A 16,591-nucleotide genomic window follows, 5' to 3' on the forward strand; every position below is an offset into this window, starting at 1 on the left:
GGGCTTTTTTTATGCCCCAACATAAGCCTTGCTAGCTCAATGATGTATATTTAGGTCAAAATCCTCCACATGGCGACAAGTAAATCGGAAATAATTAAATTCCATTCTTCACAGGAGTGGCGTGAATGGCTTCAAGAGCATCATACAAATTCTGTTGGTATTTGCCTTCAAATCTCTAAATCAAAGGCCCCAGAACAAACCATTTCATATAAAGAAGCATTGGATGAAGCGCTTTGCTTTGGTTGGATAGATAGTCAAAAATTTCCTTTTGATGAATATTACTGGTTACAAAAATTCAGTCCTAGAAAACCTAAAAGCATTTGGTCTAAAATCAATATTCAGCATATAGAGCGATTAACTCAAGCAGGTAAAATGATGCCTGCTGGAATACAGGTAGTACAGGAGGCCAAAGAGAATGGTCAATGGGAACAGGCTTATGCTGCGCAAAGCGAAATGGTGATTCCTGAAGATTTTCTCCTTGAATTGAAAAAGAACAAACCTGCAGAACTCTTTTACCAAACCCTCAATCGAACGAATTTATTTGCCATCTACTTCCGACTTCAGTCGGCAAAAAAGCCAGAAACTAGACAGAAAAGAATGGAACAAATCCTTGAAAAACTGGCTAAAGGAGAGAAGTTTCATTAAGCATTTTTCTCTGCACCTCCCCCAACGCTGTCAAGGTTTTAAACCTTGCCAGCGTTAGGCAAAATTACCTCATTCTCCCTCGAAAAACCTCCCAAAAACTGATAATTATTGCTTCACTAAACAAAATATCGCTTTATTGATTGAATGGGTTTTTCAAACAAATGGTAGGAAATGAAACTGGTGGCAAATAATGCTACTATTCCATAAATGTGATAGGGATCTTGGATCGAAATATGAAGTCGATTCATCAGCTGATAAAACAAATCAGGGATTAACATATGGTATAAATACAACCCATAACTAACCTTACCAATTTCTCTTAAGGGGCGAATAGATAACAAATGAGCTAGAAGTCCAGGTTGCAATGCTCCCAAAATCAATCCTGCTGAAAGTATGGAAGTAAAGGTTCGAAAAAACAATTGCTTACCAAGATTGATATCCGACATAAATACAGTAGTCATTACAAATCCTAAAGCTGCCACAGGTAAAATCCATTTGGCTGCTGACCGAACTTGCTCTTCTCTACCCTCTCTCACATAATACGCCAATAAGCCTCCCCAAGCAAATGTATCAACACATGTAATCATGTATACCCCAATTCCCTCATATTGATGAATTAAAACGAATCTAGCTACTAATCCAAGTATAGTCGTAGCCCACAAAAGCGACAATATGTTTTTCCTTGAACTTATACCTAAAATTAATACAGGCCAAATGATATAAAACTGCTCTTCTACAGAAAGTGACCAATAGGGAGAAAGCATATCTGACCAATTCTGACTTTGTTCTAACCAATGATTATACCAATACGACCAATAATAACCGGGATGCTCATAAAAATCACTGACAATTTGTATGCCAAATGGCTTTAATATGAGTAAGGATGCCAACACCGCGTAATAAATAGGAAATATGCGCAAGGCCCTACGTGCCACAAAATTGCCAAATGATTTCAAAAATGAATGATTTGCCCTTTGACCTAACAAAATGGATGTAATCAAGTATCCACTTAATACAAAAAATAAGGTGACTCCTATGGGGCCATTGGGAATAGTATTGATCCAATGATTTGTGGGAAACCAATGAAAAACCAATACTAATAAAATTGCTATGGCTCTAATACCATCTAAAGCAGGAATGTATTTCATTATTAAATCTACAGCTAACAAAGCTAAAACATATTGTGCAATAAACCTCTTATCCTTCCTAAAGCTACTTTATCCACGCTGCGTATCTTTTGTAGAAAAGTGAAACTTCTTTCAGGTATTGGGTGTATTTTTAAGATATTTTATTCCTGAGATTATGACCAAAATTATTGAAACAAGAAATATTTCCAAGCGCTATGTGATGGGAGAAGAAGTAATTGATGCCTTAAAAAACATCAGTATTTCAGTGAATAAAGGCGAATATGTAGCATTTATGGGGCCATCCGGTTCAGGTAAATCCACCTTGATGAATATTGTTGGATGCTTGGATACTCCTAGTACTGGAAAGTATATTTTGAATGGTCATGACGTCAGCGAAATGTCAGAAAATGAGTTAGCCGCTGTGCGCAATAAAGAAATTGGGTTCGTTTTTCAAACATTCAACTTATTACCTCGGCAATCTGCCTTGGACAATGTAGCTCTTCCTCTGATTTATGCAGGATATTCCAAAAAAGAAAGGAACGAAATTGCCATGGAAACCCTGAGAGGTGTAGGTCTAGATAACCGAGCTAGCCATAAGCCTAATGAGTTATCAGGAGGTCAAAGACAACGTGTAGCAGTAGCCAGAGCATTGGTCAATGAGCCATCCATTTTATTAGCGGATGAGCCTACAGGTAATTTGGACACCAAAACATCTTATGAAATTATGGACCTTTTTGATCAATTACACAAAAAAGGAAATACCATTGTCATGGTTACTCACGAGGATGATATTGCTCAATATGCCCACCGAATAATACGTTTACGTGATGGACTTATTGAGTCAGATACCATCAATCAAAACGTAAGAAAAGTAATTAAGTAGTAGAAAAAAGTAGTACAAAGCCCTGAAATACAAAACATTCCGTATTTCGGGGCTTTTAAATTGCGGGAAAACAAGAATTATTCTTGAGAAAACGCAAGAAATGAATATTCAATAGCGCTTTCCGCCATTCATAATTGGCAAAATTCAAGGGGATTCCTATCTTTGGCTTGTTCTAAATGTATATTCCTTGAAGAATTCCACTTCTTCTCTTCTGATTTGTCAAAAAAATCCTGAGAAAATCAACTTTGGTTTATCGAACAATGCCTTGCATTCGGGCAATATATTTCAAATACATAACCCCTAATTATCCCATTTTATGACGACTCTAGCTAACCTAGAAGCTTACCTTAACTCCTTTCATTTATTAAGCCCATCTGAAACAAAACAACTAGCGAGTTATTTCAAGTATGCCAAATTTCAAAAGAATCAAATAATCATTGCAGAAGGAGAAATAAATAGTCGTTTCTACTTTTTAACATCAGGTTTACTCCGAGAATATTCCTGGGTAGACCAATTGGATATGCCTGAACCTATATCCAGATGGTTTACTTTACCAGGTAAATTTGGTATCTCAGCAGAAAGTTTTTTCCACCAAACACCTAGTGAAATCACACTTGATGCTTTAAAAAAATCAGAGGTATTTTATATGGAAAAAGAAGATCTTGAAAAAGCCTATATTGAAATCCCTCACTCCAATACCATTTGTAGAATCATCTTACAAGAAAACTTAGTTCAACACGAACGAATCACTTCCTTCCTTCACATCAGAAACACCCAAGTTCGATACGAATCTTTTCGAAAAGCCTTTAGAGAAATGGATGAACAGGTTCCTGATAAATACAAAGCTTCTTTTCTCAATATGAGCCCCTCGGAATTAAGTCGGGTTAGAAGGAAAATCATGGAGAATGGCTCCCTAATCGACTAATACTTGCGTTTTCTCAATTTTATTTATTGATTTTTCGCAAGAAAATTTCAATAAGTTTTCTTCAACTTTGTCATGTGGTAATTGATGGGTTTTCTATGGTAAAACAAAGGAATCTTGCCAATTATCGGTTGATAAGAGATAAAAATTGCAACCTGTGTTCTAAAATTTATAGTTACCATGGAAGTGAATTCTACTAATTTTTTAAGCATTATAGAAATCAATGTATACACCTCCATCTCAAAAATGATTTGTTACATAATCTCTCTTATTAACCACCTAATCACTAATAATTTCTAATTCATCAGAGGAGCCTAAAAACTCCTCTTTTGAAGAAACCATTATGCTTTATCATCTCATACCAACAATTTTACATCTAACCACTAGTACCCTTAAAACAAAAGAGCTGCCCTTTCGGAGCAGCTCTTTCTTATTTCAAAGAATTCAAACCTCTTATTTTTTCTTCTCTTTAACACGAGCAGCTTTACCTTGCTTACCTCTCATGTAATATAAACGAGCTCTACGTACTTTACCACGACGTAATACTTCAATTTTGTCAATGTTTGGAGACAAGATTGGGAAAATACGCTCAACACCAATTCCATTAGAAATCTTACGAACAGTGAATGACTCACCTGCACCTGAATTCTTACGTTGAATTACCAATCCTTGGAAAACCTGGATACGCTCCTTGTTTCCTTCACGAATCTTAACGTGTACATTAATGGTATCTCCTGCTGCAAATTCAGGATGATCTGCTCTACGAGCTGCATTTTCTGCTTCTACTAATTTAATTAAATCACTCATCTTAATTATTTGTTCAAACTTTGGTGATTATCAGTGCTTAGCGGTCCAATCGTACATAAGGCTCACTGATTTGGGTTGCAAAGATAGAAAATTTATTTTTTCTAAAAAACTGTTAGTCAAAAAATTGTGAATTAATTCAGTCCTTTTATCCCACGTACAAATGCCACAATATCCTCTCTCAAATGACTCGACTTAGCCAATAACTTCACAAAAGCACTACCAATAATGGCCCCCGAAGCAGAAGTAGAAGCTTTCAAAAAGCTCTCTCGATCTGAAATGCCAAACCCAATCAATCGAGGATTTTTCAAGTTCATCCGATTAATTCTTTCAAAATACACCTCCTGCTCAGAACTAATCCCCGTTTTAGCACCCGTGGTACTTGCTGAAGATACCATATAAATAAAACCCTTACTGACTGAATCAATCTGTCTAATGCGCTCATCTGCCGTTTGTGGCGTAATCAAAAAGATATTAAACAAACCATATCGTTCAAATATTTCTTGATATTCCAACTCGTATTCAGCCATAGGCAAATCGGGTAAAATCAGCCCATCGACTCCCACTTCTTGGCATTTTTGACAAAACTTCTCCACTCCAAACTGCAAAACAGGGTTGATATATCCCATCAACAAAACTGGAACCTGAACTTTTGATCTCAAATCCTTCAATTGCTCAAATAAATAGGCTACTGTCATTCCTTGGTCCAAAGAAACCTGGTTGGACTGCTGAATGGTTTCGCCATCTGCTACAGGATCAGAATAGGGCATACCAATCTCAATGATATCTGCTCCTCCTTCTTGAAGCGCCTCCAACACGGTCATCGTATCACCCAATTTTGGGAAACCTGCCGTAGCATACACATTTAATATAGGGCCTTTCGCCGATTCAAAAACTGCTGAAATTCGATTCATCTAAACTAAATTTAATCTTTGTTGGTAGGTCGCCAAATCCTTATCTCCTCTACCCGATAAATTAATCACTACTATTTCGGTAGGCTTAGCCTGTAATTTAGGCAATACCGCCAAGGCATGGGCTGATTCCAAAGCAGGAATAATACCCTCTAATTGACTTAATTCCAATGCAGAAACCAAAGCCTCCTCATCTGTGATGTCATAAAATTGCGCGCGACCCGTTTTAAATAAATGAGCATGCATCGGTCCAATTCCCGGGTAGTCCAATCCAGCCGAAATAGAATATGGTTCTATCACTTGCCCATCCTCTGTTTGCATTAACAAACTCTTACTGCCATGTAAAACGCCCGACTTCCCTAAAAAAGTGGTCGCAGCAGAATGTCCAGTCCCCACTCCCTGTCCAGCTGCCTCAGCAGCCACCAATTGGGTTCTTGGTTCATTTAAATAATGATAAAAAGCTCCGGCGGCATTTGATCCTCCTCCTACGCAAGCCAATACATAATCTGGATAATTTCTACCCACTTTTTCCGTCAATTGAGCCTTTATTTCCTCTGAAATCACCGATTGAAATCTTGCTACCATATCTGGATAAGGATGAGGTCCAACCACAGAGCCTATGATGTAATGCGTATCCACAGGATTATTAATCCAATGGCGCATAGCCTCATTTGTAGCATCTTTTAACGTCTTTGAGCCGGATTCAGCAGCTACCACCTGTGCCCCTAACATTCTCATTCTTGCCACATTAGGTGCCTGACGTTGAATGTCAATTGCCCCCATGTAAACAATACATTCCATACCCATCAATGCACAAACTGTCGCTGTGGCTACGCCATGTTGGCCAGCACCCGTCTCAGCCACAATCTTATTTTTGCCCAATTTCTTGGCTACTAAAATCTGCCCAATGGTATTATTTACTTTGTGAGCGCCAGTATGACAAAGGTCTTCTCTTTTCAAATAAATCTGGGTTTGGTATTTCTCCGACAACCTTTTTGCCTCAAACAGAGGAGTAGGTCTACCCACAAAATCCCTCAATAACTCATGAAACTCTTGTTGAAAAGAAGGTTCCTGAATAATATCAAGGTAATGCGTTCTGAGCTCCTCCACATTGGGATAAAGCATCTCGGGAATAAATGCCCCGCCAAATTCCCCATAATAACCTTTGTCGTCTACTTGGTAAGTCATTGCCATAATGCTAATGTTCTGCTAATATTTCCGAAATTTCCCTTACTTCTTGTACATCTTTCAACCCAGCCTTGATCTCCACTTTACTGTTAAAATCCAGGGCATGAATTGAATATTTTTTACTTAATTCTATTGCCTCCTCCAAATTCTCCTTACTTAAACCGCCTGCCAAAATAAAAGGTTTTCCGACAGTATATGCAGCCAATATATCCCAATCAAATCGCTGACCAGTTCCACCGGTTTGCTGGCCTTTTTTAGTATCAAATAAATAAAAATCAGGAGTTAAACTCAAATCTTTCACATCCTGAGGATCTGACACCGAGATGGCCTTAATCACCGTTAAACCGGCTTTTTTCAATGCCAAAATCTCTTCATCCTTTTCCTCTCCATGCAACTGAACCCAAGTAAATCCAGCTTTTCTAGATAAGTCGATGATGCTATCAACAGCTCGATTCACAAAAACACCCACAGGAATAGTTTCTCTCAACATTTCAAGGGGTATCACAAAATCTTCCCCTACATACCTGGGAGATGCTTCTGCCCAAATAAATCCCATATAGTCTGGCTTGAGCTTGGCCACTTCCTGGGTATTCTCCATTTCCCGCATGCCGCAAACCTTCCATTTCATCTTAGCCTCGATTTAAAAAATCCAATAATGCTTTTCCTGGAGCATCCGTTTTCATAAAACTCTCTCCTATCAAAAATCCTTTGTATCCGTAACCCCGTAATTCTTGGATAATTTGGGAACTCGAAATGCAACTTTCAGATACCTTAATACAAGTGGCAGGTATTTTTTCTGCCAATCGTTTGGATGCCTCCACATTCTGCTCAGCAAAATTCTTCAAATTACGGTTATTCACACCGACTACCGAAATATAGTCTCCCAAACTTCGATTCAATTCTTCTTCATCATGTACTTCCAACAATGTTTCCATACCCAATGATCGTGCTAATGCCCCCAATTGCTTAATCTCCTGGGGACTCAATGCCGCTGCTATCAACAAAATCACGTCGGCACCCATGGCTTTTGCCTCCACAATTTGGTATTCATCGACCATAAAGTCCTTACGAAGTATTGGCGTATGGGGATTAGCCCGACGAGCCTCTTCAAAATCTTGATCTGTTCCTCCAAAAAATGGGCCATCCGTTAATACAGATAAACAAGCTGCACCAGCAGCTGCATAAGCCTGGGTCACTTCTTTTACTGTTAAACGATCATTAATTACTCCTTTGGATGGTGATTTTCGCTTAAACTCTGCAATAATACCAGTAGATGCAGGTTGTGTCAAAGACATCGACAAAGAGTGGCAATTGCGCGCAAAGAATCCAGTTTTCTCCAATGCACTCATGGAAATGCGAGATTTCCTTTCCGCAACTTCTTTTCTTTTGGAATCTAAAATTGTAGCTAAAATACTCATCTTAATCCATGATAAATTTCTTGAAAACCTGAAAAGCTCTTCCACTTTCCAAAGACTCTTTGGCCATCAAATACCCATCCGATAAATTATTAACCTTTTCTGCAACGAGCAAAGCAGCGCCAGCATTGGCCAAAACCACTTGGGTTTGAGCGGGCGTCCCCTGTCTTTGCAATATTTTATACAACATATCCGCTGACTGCTCTACATTTGAACCTCCGCTTAAATCCTGAGATTGAAAAGTTTCGCAACCAAAATCGCCTGGGAGATAACGCGTTTCACCTTCTTTCGTAGTCAACAAAAAAGAACTGGTTAATGATATTTCATCATATCCATCTTCGCCAAAAACGATACCAAACTTCTTCGGCCCAGAAGCATAAAATTGCACAAATAAGTCATACACTTCCTTGGAATATACCCCAGTAAGCTGTTTACTAACCAATGCAGGATTCATCAATGGCCCTAATAGGTTGAAAAATGTCTTCATACCTAATTCTTTTCGAATAGGCCCAACGTGGCGCATGGCAGGATGAAATAAGGGAGCGTGTAAAAAACAGATTCCCGATGATTCCATCTTACGTTTTAAATAGCTAGGATCATTACTGAACTTAACCCCTAAAAACTCCAATACAGTAGAAGATCCTACCGCAGAAGAAACTCCATGGTTACCGTGCTTCGCAATCTTTTGTCCTGCACCCACCACCACAAATGAGGAAGTCGTACTAACATTAAAAGTATCTTTCCCATCGCCACCGGTACCGCATACATCCATGGCATCAAAGTCCGTCAAATCAATGGTCACAGCCAAATCCATCATGGCGGAAACAAATCCCTTTAACTCTTGAACCTGAATAGGTGTGTACCAATAACTTGCTAAAAATGCCGCAATTTGACTTGGATTGATACCTCCTTGACCTACGCGCAACAGTAACTCTTTTGCTTCTACCTCGGTTAAGGAATACCCCTGAACTCGTTTACTTAATATATCTTTCATGTTTTATTGAATCCAATTTTTAATCATTTGCAAACCATGTTGCGTTAAATATGCCTCTGGGTGAAACTGCACTCCTCGGACATCAAATGTCTGATGAGCCTCCGCCATTACATATCCTTTATCATCCACTGCCGTAATTTTTAAATCTGCAGGCATGCTTTCTGGAATGACCGTCCAAGAATGGTAACGACAAACTTCAAACCGAGAAGGAATCCCTTTAAATAATCTTTCTGTAGGATCTGTAACTACGCATTCAGTCGTTACTCCGTGCAAAACCTCTCCCATATTCTGCAAAGTGGAACCAAAAGATTCCGCTATAGCTTGATGTCCCAAGCAAACTCCTAAAATTCGTTTGGATGGAGCATATTCTTTTAATAAATCCAGCATAATGCCAGCTTCAGATGGAATACCAGGACCTGGAGATAATAAAATATGGTCATATGCCTTTACTTCTTCTAAGGCTATTTTATCATTTCTGAAAACATCCACTTCAGCCCCAATCTCTTTCAATAAGTATACCAAATTGTATACAAATGAATCATAATTATCTATTACTAATACTTTCATGGCTTCTTATGCTAAATTTTCAGCTACATCCAAGGCCTTTTTCAGCGCAGCTAATTTGTTGTGTATCTCTTGCATTTCACTGGCTACTACGGATTTAGCTACCACACCCATCCCTGCTTGATAAAACAAGGTATTTCCTTTACTTAAAAAGGTTCGAATAGCGATGGCATGATTAAAATTGCCTTCAAAATCCATAAAACCGATGGCACCTCCATAAATATGGCGGTTGGTTGGTTCCAAACGATTGATAATCGTCATGGCATTGTGCTTAGGTGCTCCACTCAACGTTCCTGCAGGAAAGGTATCAGCAACCATTTGCAAAGGATTTACTCCTTTTTGCAAGGTTCCTGTCACCTTAGACACTAAATGTATCACATGAGAAAAGAATTGCACTTCTTTAAAAGTCTCTACTTTCACATTATCTGCACTTCTACTCAAATCGTTTCTGGCCAAATCCACCAACATCACATGTTCAGCTGATTCTTTAGGATCTGCGATTAGAGCTTGTGCAAGCTCTGCATCCCGCGCATCATCCCCTGTACGTCTGAATGTTCCAGCAATGGGGTGAATTTCTGCCAAATCATGATCTATTTTAATTTGTTTCTCAGGCGAAGCTCCAAAAATTCGGTATTGTTCATAATCAAAAAAGAACAAATAGGGGGAAGGATTTACTGAACGCAATGCACGATAAACCTGAAAATCATCTCCTGTAAAATTCTGACTAAACCTTCTGGAAGGCACAATTTGAAATACATCCCCACGTAAACAATGCTTGATGCAAGTCTTGACAATCTCTTCCGTTTGAGCTTCCGTTAAATTACTTTGTTCATCACCCACGCGCTTAAATGCCTCTAAGGTATAATGTGGCATCTCTAAATGATAGGCTACAGCATCCAAATTAGGCTTTTCTCCTTCCAAATAACTGTGAGCATACCAAGTCATTTGGTTATTGAAATGGTTCAATGCCACCACATAGCGATACACATAATAGCGAATGGAAGGAATAGCTGTTTCTGGATTTTTATCCTGTATCTGAATATCTTCAAAATAGGTGACCGCATCGTAACTGATGTGACCAAACAGTCCATTGGACATGGGCGAATCTCCCGCCTCCTTTTGATATACAAAACGTGAGGAAAAACGTTGTAGGACCTTCACGGCATCCTTTGGATTTTCTAATCGGAAGGTTTCAACTGTTCCGTCAGGAAAAGTCTGTGTGACTTGCTGCTGATCCAAAACAAAACTAGCAACAGGATCAAAAGCTATATGAGAAAAACCATGTTCACGACCGTGGTAATCAGCACTTTCTAAGATGACAGAATTTTTATAATTTTTTCTGATTTTCAAGAAAATACCAATGGGTGTTAACGTGTCTGCTAACAAGGTCTTCCTAGTGGTATGAATGGTAAATGTATTTGAACTGGACATGAGGCTATCGGCAAAATTAAAATAAAAAGGCTTACTGGGAACAGCAAGCCTTGAGTAAAACATATCATATACACACAGCAAAACTGTTCAAGGAAATTTTAGCCTTGCCACCAGTTTTTGTTGTATGTTGTTTTAGTCATTTCTATAATAATTTGATGCAAATGTAATCTGAAATATGGTAAATCAAAATTTCAAGATAAAAAAACTAGGCATTCCTTTCTACTAAATCCCATAAATTGCCATATAAATCAGCAAAAACGGCCACTTTTCCATATTCCTCAACACTGGCTTCTCGGATTATTTGAACACCCTTTTGTACTAAATTTTGATAATCTCGGTCAAAATCTTCCGTATGTAAAAACAAGAAAACTCTTCCGCCAGTTTGATTGCCTACGCGGGATTTCTGCTCTTCATTTGCTGCTTTTGCTAACAACAATTGACAAGAACCCTCTCCCACAGGTGTAACAACTACCCAGCGTTTTGTCGGACTCATAACGGTGTCTTCCAACAATTCAAAACCTAGCTTTTGTGTATAAAAAGCGATGGCCTCATCATAATCATCCACCACTAGAGAAATTTGTGCAATTCGTTGATTCATGCGCTTAGTTTTCGTCTCTTCCCACAAAATTAAATGGAGATATCAATAACAATTCAGCCTTTATTGCTTCTGAAACAGCTAATCCCTGAATAAATTGTTGAAATACGGCTTGATCTATCTTTCCATGATGACGTGTCAATTCTTTTAAAGCTTCATAGGGTTTTGGATAAGACTCTCGACGTAAAACGGTTTGAATCGCTTCAGCTATAACCACCCAATTTTCTTCTAAATCTTGGTGAATCTTAGCTTCATTAAGCTCCAATTTACCCAAACCTCTTTGAAGCGAAGTCAAGGAAATAAGGATGTGTGCCAATGGCGTTCCAACATTTCTAAGAACAGTAGAATCCGTCAAATCTCTTTGCAAGCGAGAAATAGGCAATTTGGCAGATAAAAATTCCAATAAAGCATTAGCAATAGCTAAGTTTCCTTCCGCATTTTCAAAATCGATAGGATTCACCTTGTGGGGCATGGCAGAAGAACCGATTTCACCAGCTTTGATTTTTTGTTTGAAATAACCCATGGAAACATAAGACCAAATATCTCGAGCCAAATCTACTAGGATGGTATTTAAACGCTTTAATCCATCAAAATAGGCAGCTAAATTATCGTAATGCTCAATTTGAGTGGTGTATTTACTACGCTGAATCCCCAATTTATTTTCCAATAAATTAGCTCCAAATTCCGGCCAATGAATCTCAGGAAATGCTACATGATGTGCATTAAAATTACCTGTGGCTCCTCCAAACTTTCCAGTAAAAGGGACTTGAGCCAAAAGCTCCAATTGTCTTTCTAGGCGTTCTACAAATACCTGAATTTCCTTACCCAAACGAGTAGGAGAAGCGGGTTGTCCATGGGTGTGTGCCAACATAGGAATATCCTTCCAGGCCTTCGCTACGAGAGCCAATTGCTCTTTCACTTGTAAATATGCAGGTAAAATGACAGCACGATGAGCCTCCAATATGGAAACAGGAATCGCCGTATTATTAATATCTTGAGACGTTAAGCCAAAGTGAATAAATTCCAGGTAGTCCGTTAAATCTCCAAATTCACTAAATCCAGCTATCTTATCTTTAATGAAGTATTCAACTGCTTTGACATCGTGATTGGTTTCTTTTTCTTTTTCTTTAATCCAAAGTGCATCTTGCTCAGAAAAGTTTTGGTATAAACCGCGCAAAGCAGGAATGGCTGCCGCAGGAAAACTAGCCAATGGAGCCAATGGAATTTCGCATAAAGCAATGAAATATTCGATTTCCACTCGAACACGGTATTGAATTAATCCAAATTCTGAAAAATAAGGAGATAAGACTTCCGTTTGTTTGCGATAACGTCCATCAACGGGAGAGATAGCACTTAAGCGATTTAATTCCATGGTATTTTTTGTAAAGCGCAAAGGTACGAAAATGTGCGTAAAACCTGATTATACTAAAACAATTGGGCACATGATTCCCCAAAAGAAATATAAATTGTAACTTGAAAACAAAAATAAAGCATGTTAAGCCCTAGATACCTTTCCTTATTACTGGCCTTTGTGATTGCTGGGGTATGTACCTCTTTTCTTTCTTTTTTGCCCAATACCGATTTCACCATACTTTTTGTCTGCTTTATAAGTGCCTTTATCTTTGGAAGTGCCGTTATTTATTTTGCTTTAGACAACCTCGTGTTTAAAGAAGTCAATAAATTATACGACCGCATCAAACAGATTAAAAAGAAGAATTTTTCTGTTATTCCCCGCAAACAATTAATCGAAAAAGAGAATCCCATTGAGTTATTAAAGGAGGAATTAAACTCCTATGTGACGACCAAGGAAGATGAGGTTAAAGAATTAAAGAAAGCGGCTAAGTACCGCCAAGAATTCTTAGCGGATGTTTCACATGAATTAAAAACACCCATTTTTGCAGCCCAAGGTTTTGTTCATACTCTGCTGGATAATCCTGAAGAGGACCCTGAAATCAGAAAACGATTTTTAGAAAAAGCAGCAAAGAGTTTGGATGGGCTAGATATCTTGGTAAAAGATTTATTAACAGTATCTCAAATAGAAACAGGAGCGATCAAAATTGACAAAAGAGCACTCGATTTAAAACCATTGGTCATTGAGATATTTGAACAATTAGAAGCCAAGGCTAAAGCTAAAAACATCGAATTGAAATTGATTGGCCACCATGGCCCAGTGTTAGTCAAAGCTGACTATCAGCGAATTAGCCAAGTATTGGTGAATTTAATAGATAACGGAATCAAATATGGCCATCAAGACGGCAAAGTAACGGTTCATTTAGAAGAGAAGAAAAAGGCATTTTTAATCATGGTCAAGGATAATGGACCAGGCATACCTGCAGAACATTTACCCCGCTTGTTCGAAAGGTTCTATCGGGTAGATAAAAGTAGGGCTAAAATGAGTGGAGGTTCCGGCTTAGGATTATCCATTGTAAAACATATCATCCAAGCCCACAATAGTAAGATTGCCGTATTTTCCAAAGTAGACAAAGGAACCTCCTTTCAATTTAAATTGGATAAGGCTTAAAAAAAACCTAACGCTGTCAAGGTTTAAAACCTTGACAGCGTTGGCGGTTTAACATTTTTTTCTCCCCTTTTGTTTCTATATTTCAATCACTTACTTGATAAAAAAATCGGGCTCAGGTTTAAACCTGAGCCCGATTCATTTTAAAATAATCAACTCTTTTACATCGAGCCTTCTTTCAATCGCTCTGCGTTTTCTGCAATTCGCAATTGTTCAATAAATTCAGCGATTTCGCCATCCATTACCACTGGTAAATTATACACTGTTAAACCAATGCGGTGATCCGTAACACGACCTTGGGGGTAATTATAAGTTCTGATTTTATCTGATCTATCTCCAGATCCAACCATGGATTTTCTATTTCCAGCTATTTCAGCATTTCTTTTCTCTAACTCAATCTCATATAATCTAGAACGCAACACCGTCATGGCCTTGTCAAAGTTCTTAATTTGAGATCTTTCATCTTGACATTGTACCACCAAACCCGATGGAATGTGCGTTACACGTACAGCAGAGTAGGTCGTGTTGACCGACTGACCACCTGCACCAGAAGAACAGAATGTATCTTTACGAATATCATTCATATTAATTTGAACATCTACTTCATCCGCTTCAGGCATCACCGCTACGGTGGCGGCTGATGTGTGAATTCTTCCAGCAGATTCCGTTGCGGGAACACGTTGTACACGATGAACCCCTGATTCAAATTTCAATTTGGCGTAAACATCCTCACCTTGAACAGAAACAATAATCTCTTTAAAGCCTCCAGCTGTACCTTCTGTAAAATCCATGATTTGGAATGTCCAACCCATCTTTTCTGCATATCGCTGATACATACGAAACAAATCACCAGCAAAAATGGATGCCTCATCCCCACCTGTACCACCACGAATTTCCAAAATACAGTCTTTTGAATCATTTGGATCTTTAGGAATTAACATTTCCTTAAGTTCCTCTTGCATTTCCTTTTCTTGAGGAACTAAAGTTTCCAATTCCGCTTTTGCCATATCTCTAAAATCCTCATCCTTCTCTGTGGCAATAACATCTTTAGCTTCTTCAATGGATTTCAATAAATTTTGATAGGCCATATATTGATCTACAATCTTCTGTAAATCCTTGTATTCTTTACTTAAAGTTTTGAATTTCTTTAAATCAGAAACGATCTCAGGCATGGCAATTTGTTGCTCTACCTCTAAAAATCTTTCCCTAATAGCCTCCAGCTGCTCCAACATACTCGTATAATATTTTTAAAATTCCCCGCAAAGATAACAATTAAATTCATTGCCCTTTCTGCTTGGATGGAATACCTTTGCACATCAAATCAATCCCATGAAAAAATCGCTTGTTTTAACTTGCCTTGTTTTAAGTATCCTTTCTCTTCAATCTTGTGATTTCTCAAAACGCATCGATACCACGGCAGCGGTTAAGGAAATGAAAAGTCGACAAGTAAAGCGAATTCTTCCCCAAGACATTACCAACAAAGCCGACACCTGGGGACAAGAAGTTCAAGCGATGATTGAAAGCCCTTCAAATAAATTGAGTTTAGATAGTATCGCTAAGCAATTTCAAATTAGAATACAGTCAGGCAAAGCCATTAATTTGAAACAACAAAACAAGGATAAAAAGATTCAAGAAGTCTTGGACGCCTTAGAATACAGTTTATCCATGAACCAAGAAATTCCTCCTAGTATTCAGAAAAACACTTCAGGAGATAGCTTGTTCTATATTTTTATCCATAAGAAACAAGATGTCATTTTATTGGGATTCAGTAAATCTCAAATAGTCTTGAACATAGATAAACCCTTGATTAAGTAGTTTTCAAAATCTGCTGAACCATATTTCGGTATACTTCTTGAAGTTCTACAGTCGACAAAAAGCCTTGCTGCTCAAACATTAAGCGACCATCTTGTAAAGCATTAGCTTCAATTTGATTGGAAACTGGTAAATTTTTGAAATACGACTGAACATAATTTTGTATCAATCCTTGAAGTAAGGACGTATCTAATTCGATGGAATGAAGCAAACGACTAGCCTCTGCCCAAAGTTGCTGGGTAAATACGCCAGCCAAAAGCATGGACAGATAAATTTTCTTTCTTTCCTCGCCATTCACTAAATACATGGCATCTGTAATGTCACGAGCTAATTGAACTAGCACTTGTTCCGTTTCCTCCACCATCACTTCTAAACAAATAGGCATGTGACCCAAATTGATTTTTCTCCCACTTTGCAAATGTTGCACCGGGAAGAAAATCGCTATTTGATTGGTACTTTCTCTGGCAGGGTCATACCAAATAGAAGCTTCGGCCAGTAAGACCGTTCCTGATACCAATAATAAAGTAGCGTATTTCGGGAGAATTAATTCCTTTAGAACAGTTGGGTATGCTATATCAGGTATACAGAAAAAGAAGACCGACGATTTCGATTCCGAAAAATCCAAATGCTCCTGCACTTTGGCATTGTATAAATAACTAACTACATCTTTGGCTTTAGCAGGGTCTCGACTAAAAACTTCTTGTACACTATGACCTGCGTTTTCAAGAGCCTGAGATAAATGCCAGGCCACGTGACCAGAACCAATAAACGAAATATTCATG

At 38.3% G+C, this 16,591-nt stretch carries 18 protein-coding genes; 5 read left to right on the forward strand and 13 right to left on the reverse strand.

The features are described from left to right. Nucleotides 1-69 precede the first annotated feature (69 nt). Nucleotides 70-645 carry a YdeI/OmpD-associated family protein gene (locus G9H60_RS04975; protein ID WP_223142996.1) on the forward strand — a complete coding sequence of 192 codons (576 nt, stop codon included), beginning with the start codon at nt 70-72 and terminating at the stop codon, nt 643-645. A 116-nt stretch (nt 646-761) separates the two neighbouring features. Here the strand turns inward: G9H60_RS04975 and G9H60_RS04980 are convergent, their stop codons facing one another. Beyond that, complete coding sequence (locus tag G9H60_RS04980; RefSeq protein WP_223142997.1) at nt 762-1,793, reverse strand: acyltransferase family protein; 1,032 nt, start codon at nt 1,791-1,793, stop codon at nt 762-764. Nucleotides 1,794-1,947: 154 nt separating this feature from the next. Between G9H60_RS04980 and G9H60_RS04985 the strand changes: the two genes are divergently transcribed. Beyond that, nucleotides 1,948-2,655, forward strand: a complete 708-nt coding sequence (locus tag G9H60_RS04985; RefSeq protein WP_109322005.1) for an ABC transporter ATP-binding protein — start codon at nt 1,948-1,950, stop codon at nt 2,653-2,655. 316 nt (nt 2,656-2,971) lie between these two features. Beyond that, on the forward strand, nt 2,972-3,580 hold the full coding sequence (locus G9H60_RS04990; protein ID WP_223142998.1) for a Crp/Fnr family transcriptional regulator: 609 nt from the start codon (nt 2,972-2,974) through the stop codon (nt 3,578-3,580). 450 nt (nt 3,581-4,030) lie between these two features. Here the strand turns inward: G9H60_RS04990 and rplS are convergent, their stop codons facing one another. The 10 genes from rplS to purB form a co-directional block, all read right to left on the reverse strand. Next, nucleotides 4,031-4,384 carry a 50S ribosomal protein L19 gene (rplS, locus tag G9H60_RS04995; protein ID WP_109322003.1) on the reverse strand — a complete coding sequence of 118 codons (354 nt, stop codon included), beginning with the start codon at nt 4,382-4,384 and terminating at the stop codon, nt 4,031-4,033. 131 nt (nt 4,385-4,515) lie between these two features. Continuing rightward, entirely contained in the window at nt 4,516-5,295 is a 780-nt protein-coding gene (gene trpA / locus G9H60_RS05000; protein WP_223142999.1) for a tryptophan synthase subunit alpha, read from the reverse strand. Continuing rightward, entirely contained in the window at nt 5,296-6,480 is a 1,185-nt protein-coding gene (trpB, locus tag G9H60_RS05005) for a tryptophan synthase subunit beta (RefSeq protein ID WP_223143055.1), read from the reverse strand. A gap of 10 nt (nt 6,481-6,490) precedes the next feature. Next, nucleotides 6,491-7,108: a phosphoribosylanthranilate isomerase gene (locus tag G9H60_RS05010; protein WP_223143000.1), complete on the reverse strand. Its 618-nt coding sequence runs from the start codon at nt 7,106-7,108 to the stop codon at nt 6,491-6,493. A gap of 1 nt (nt 7,109) precedes the next feature. Beyond that, the gene (trpC, locus tag G9H60_RS05015; protein WP_223143001.1) at nt 7,110-7,898 is read right to left on the reverse strand and encodes an indole-3-glycerol phosphate synthase TrpC; all 789 of its coding nucleotides are present in this window, start codon (nt 7,896-7,898) and stop codon (nt 7,110-7,112) included. 1 nt (nt 7,899) lies between these two features. Then, nucleotides 7,900-8,889, reverse strand: a complete 990-nt coding sequence (trpD, locus tag G9H60_RS05020) for an anthranilate phosphoribosyltransferase (protein ID WP_223143002.1) — start codon at nt 8,887-8,889, stop codon at nt 7,900-7,902. A 3-nt stretch (nt 8,890-8,892) separates the two neighbouring features. Further along, nucleotides 8,893-9,456, reverse strand: a complete 564-nt coding sequence (locus G9H60_RS05025; RefSeq protein ID WP_223143003.1) for an anthranilate synthase component II — start codon at nt 9,454-9,456, stop codon at nt 8,893-8,895. Between the two features lie 6 nt (nt 9,457-9,462). Then, nucleotides 9,463-10,884 carry an anthranilate synthase component I family protein gene (locus G9H60_RS05030; protein ID WP_223143004.1) on the reverse strand — a complete coding sequence of 474 codons (1,422 nt, stop codon included), beginning with the start codon at nt 10,882-10,884 and terminating at the stop codon, nt 9,463-9,465. Nucleotides 10,885-11,089: 205 nt separating this feature from the next. Beyond that, nucleotides 11,090-11,482, reverse strand: a complete 393-nt coding sequence (locus G9H60_RS05035) for a VOC family protein (protein WP_223143005.1) — start codon at nt 11,480-11,482, stop codon at nt 11,090-11,092. A 4-nt stretch (nt 11,483-11,486) separates the two neighbouring features. Beyond that, entirely contained in the window at nt 11,487-12,851 is a 1,365-nt protein-coding gene (gene purB, locus G9H60_RS05040) for an adenylosuccinate lyase (protein ID WP_223143006.1), read from the reverse strand. A gap of 120 nt (nt 12,852-12,971) precedes the next feature. Between purB and G9H60_RS05045 the strand changes: the two genes are divergently transcribed. Further along, the gene (locus G9H60_RS05045; RefSeq protein ID WP_223143007.1) at nt 12,972-14,000 is read left to right on the forward strand and encodes a sensor histidine kinase; all 1,029 of its coding nucleotides are present in this window, start codon (nt 12,972-12,974) and stop codon (nt 13,998-14,000) included. Nucleotides 14,001-14,158: 158 nt separating this feature from the next. On the opposite strand, the gene prfA is transcribed toward G9H60_RS05045, so the two are convergent. Then, complete coding sequence (prfA, locus tag G9H60_RS05050; protein ID WP_109321993.1) at nt 14,159-15,229, reverse strand: peptide chain release factor 1; 1,071 nt, start codon at nt 15,227-15,229, stop codon at nt 14,159-14,161. Between the two features lie 97 nt (nt 15,230-15,326). On the opposite strand from prfA, the gene G9H60_RS05055 reads away from it, so the two are divergent. Next, the gene (locus tag G9H60_RS05055) at nt 15,327-15,812 is read left to right on the forward strand and encodes a hypothetical protein (protein ID WP_223143008.1); all 486 of its coding nucleotides are present in this window, start codon (nt 15,327-15,329) and stop codon (nt 15,810-15,812) included. Here G9H60_RS05055 and G9H60_RS05060 read toward each other — a convergent pair. After that, nucleotides 15,805-16,590: a DUF2520 domain-containing protein gene (locus tag G9H60_RS05060; protein ID WP_223143009.1), complete on the reverse strand. Its 786-nt coding sequence runs from the start codon at nt 16,588-16,590 to the stop codon at nt 15,805-15,807. The two genes, G9H60_RS05055 and G9H60_RS05060, sit on opposite strands and share 8 nt — an antisense overlap. Nucleotide 16,591 lies beyond the last annotated feature (1 nt).

This window comes from Aquirufa aurantiipilula, assembly GCF_019923745.1.
GTDB lineage: Bacteria > Bacteroidota > Bacteroidia > Cytophagales > Spirosomataceae > Aquirufa > Aquirufa aurantiipilula.

Bases quoted from the DNA above. Each gene is read 5' to 3' on its own strand.
- G9H60_RS04975 (WP_223142996.1), top strand. From the start codon at position 70: ATGGCGACAAGTAAATCGGAAATAATTAAATTCCATTCTTCACAGGAG.
- G9H60_RS04980 (WP_223142997.1), bottom strand. From the start codon at position 1,793: ATGAAATACATTCCTGCTTTAGATGGTATTAGAGCCATAGCAATTTTA.
- G9H60_RS04985 (WP_109322005.1), top strand. From the start codon at position 1,948: ATGACCAAAATTATTGAAACAAGAAATATTTCCAAGCGCTATGTGATG.
- G9H60_RS04990 (WP_223142998.1), top strand. From the start codon at position 2,972: ATGACGACTCTAGCTAACCTAGAAGCTTACCTTAACTCCTTTCATTTA.
- rplS (WP_109322003.1), bottom strand. From the start codon at position 4,384: ATGAGTGATTTAATTAAATTAGTAGAAGCAGAAAATGCAGCTCGTAGA.
- trpA (WP_223142999.1), bottom strand. From the start codon at position 5,295: ATGAATCGAATTTCAGCAGTTTTTGAATCGGCGAAAGGCCCTATATTA.
- trpB (WP_223143055.1), bottom strand. From the start codon at position 6,480: ATGACTTACCAAGTAGACGACAAAGGTTATTATGGGGAATTTGGCGGG.
- G9H60_RS05010 (WP_223143000.1), bottom strand. From the start codon at position 7,108: ATGAAATGGAAGGTTTGCGGCATGCGGGAAATGGAGAATACCCAGGAA.
- trpC (WP_223143001.1), bottom strand. From the start codon at position 7,898: ATGAGTATTTTAGCTACAATTTTAGATTCCAAAAGAAAAGAAGTTGCG.
- trpD (WP_223143002.1), bottom strand. From the start codon at position 8,889: ATGAAAGATATATTAAGTAAACGAGTTCAGGGGTATTCCTTAACCGAG.
- G9H60_RS05025 (WP_223143003.1), bottom strand. From the start codon at position 9,456: ATGAAAGTATTAGTAATAGATAATTATGATTCATTTGTATACAATTTG.
- G9H60_RS05030 (WP_223143004.1), bottom strand. From the start codon at position 10,884: ATGTCCAGTTCAAATACATTTACCATTCATACCACTAGGAAGACCTTG.
- G9H60_RS05035 (WP_223143005.1), bottom strand. From the start codon at position 11,482: ATGAATCAACGAATTGCACAAATTTCTCTAGTGGTGGATGATTATGAT.
- purB (WP_223143006.1), bottom strand. From the start codon at position 12,851: ATGGAATTAAATCGCTTAAGTGCTATCTCTCCCGTTGATGGACGTTAT.
- G9H60_RS05045 (WP_223143007.1), top strand. From the start codon at position 12,972: ATGTTAAGCCCTAGATACCTTTCCTTATTACTGGCCTTTGTGATTGCT.
- prfA (WP_109321993.1), bottom strand. From the start codon at position 15,229: ATGTTGGAGCAGCTGGAGGCTATTAGGGAAAGATTTTTAGAGGTAGAG.
- G9H60_RS05055 (WP_223143008.1), top strand. From the start codon at position 15,327: ATGAAAAAATCGCTTGTTTTAACTTGCCTTGTTTTAAGTATCCTTTCT.
- G9H60_RS05060 (WP_223143009.1), bottom strand. From the start codon at position 16,590: ATGAATATTTCGTTTATTGGTTCTGGTCACGTGGCCTGGCATTTATCT.